The organism is Pleomorphomonas sp. JP5 (genome assembly GCF_023721815.1).
Taxonomy (GTDB): Bacteria; Pseudomonadota; Alphaproteobacteria; order Rhizobiales; family Pleomorphomonadaceae; genus Pleomorphomonas.
The window spans coordinates 453,115-455,205 of record NZ_JAMDLI010000008.1 but is presented as its reverse complement, the minus strand read 5'-3'; the positions used below and the strand labels follow the sequence as shown (position 1 = coordinate 455,205).

Annotated in this window: 1 protein-coding gene and 1 pseudogene; both read right to left on the bottom strand. The window is 66.0% G+C overall.

Features of this window, described 5'->3' with window-relative positions; genetic code table 11:
• Nucleotides 1–431, bottom strand: a pseudogene (locus M4J40_RS13425) (altronate oxidoreductase); the annotation flags it as partial.
• 16 nt (nt 432–447) lie between these two features.
• Nucleotides 448–2,091: zinc-binding dehydrogenase (locus M4J40_RS13420; RefSeq protein WP_251754645.1), on the bottom strand; the 1,644-nt coding region annotated here is incomplete at its 5' end.

The window sequence follows — 2,091 nt, the reverse complement described above, 5'->3', positions numbered from 1 at the left end:
GGGAAGGAGGCCTGCGGCGCATCCGTATACTTGACCGTCGGCACATAGGCGATGCCGGCGTCGGTGGTGTTGGAGATGACGACGGTGATCTCCGGATCGCGGGCGAGAGCCAACACCTCGCCCCAGTGCTGATGGGCGCCAATCTCCTTCAGGACCGAGCCGACGATGCGGGCTTCCGACACCTTGGAGCCATCGTCGGCGACGCCGCGCGACAGCACGGTGTAGAGCCCGTCCTGCTCGTTCAGCCAGTGCGGGTTGCCCTGGGCGATCGGCCGGACGACGACGACGCCCCAGTCGAGGCCGCCGGCCTCGTTCATGCGGTCGATCTTCCAGTCGACGAAGGCGCGCAGGAAGTTGCCTTCGCCCCATTGCAGGATGCGGGCGCGCGGCCGGGGGCGACCGTTGAGGGCGGATGCGTCGATGGTGTTCATGATGGATTCCTCGCCCTCAGCACTCGATCAGGATCTTCAGCGTCGTGGCGCGGGCCTCGGTCCAGTAGGGCAGCGCCTTGTCGGCGTCCTTGAAGGGGAACACCTTGGAGATCAGATCGTCGGGGGCATGGTCGAGGCCTTCGAGATAGGCGATCACCGCCTTGAAGTCGTCGATGGTGGCGTTGCGGGAGCCGTGGATGTCCAGCTCCTTCATGTTGAAATACTTGGTGTCGTAGGTGACCGGCGCCTTGGAGTAGCCGATGTAGACGATGCGGCCGGCAAAGCAGGCCAGATCGACGGCCTGGGTGAAGGTGGCTGGCAGGCCCACCGCCTCGATCACCACGTCGGCGCCGTCGCCGCCGGTCAGCTCGTTCACGCGCGCCACCACGTCGTCCTTGCCGGCGTCGATGGCGTGTTTGGCGCCATACTTCAGCGCCATGGCCGTCTTGTCGCCGAGATCGACGGCGATCACCTCGGCGCCGCGCGCCACCGCACCGGCCACAGCCCCCATGCCGATCATGCCGCAGCCGATCACCACCACGCGGTCTCCGGCCTCGACCTGGCCGCGATCCACCGCATGGAAGCCCACCGACAGCGGCTCGACGAGCGCCAGATGGCGCGGGGCCAGCGTGTCGTTGAGGATCAGCTTGCCATAGGGCAGCGCGATCTTCTCGGCGAGGCCGCCTTCCTGCTGGACGCCCAGCGTCTTGTTGTAGCGGCAGGCGTTGACGCGGCCCTTGCGACAGGACGAGCAGGTGCCACAGGCCGTGTACGGCACGACGATGACCCGCTTGCCCGGCGCATACTCGGCCGGCACGTCCACCCCGGTGCAGACGATCTCGGCGCCGATCTCGTGTCCGGGAATGCGCGCCAGGCTGACCAGCGGGTTGAGACCGGCAAAGGTGTTGAGGTCGCTGCCGCAAAGCCCGACGTGCTTTACCGCCACCAAAACCTCGCCCGAACCCGCAACAGGCTCTGCCACCTCGTGAAACGAACTCCGACCAGAACCGTCGATCTTCAAAGCACGCATGAACCGGTCGAGGAACTTCGCACCCACCTTGGTGGTGACCGCCTCGCCCACCGTCTCGACGCCGGAGATCAGGCTGAGGGCGCAGAGCGCGGTATGCGCGCCATTGAGGATCGCCACCTTGCGCGCCTTGTAGGGCGTCGCATCCGGAACGACGACGGTGTCGGGATCGTGCTGGGCGAGCGGCAGACGCAGCTCCGGCTGGCCGGGCTTCTGCTCGATGACGAAGAAGTGGAACAATTCGCCGGTTGTCATGAAGCGGTCGGTATAGCCGAGCTCCCGCTCGATGGCCTCGGCGTCGGCCTTCGGATAACCCGGCACGATACGGTCGACCAGCGTGTTGTAGAAGGCGTTGGCCTCCTTCACCCAGGCGATGAAGGCCGGCTCTAGGCTCCATTCCTCGGCATGCCGCAGCACGATGCGGCGGAGTTCGTCGCCATTGTGGTCGATCAGCTCACAGGCGATCATCTGCCAGCCGGCATCAAGCTTGCCGCCGAAGGCTTTCCAGCGCTCGTGCAGCAGGCGTGTCATCTTGCCGGGGAAGGAGGCCTGCGGCGCATCCGTATACTTGACCGTCGGCACATAGGCGATGCCGGCGTCGGTGGTGTTGGAGATGACGACGGTGATCTCCGG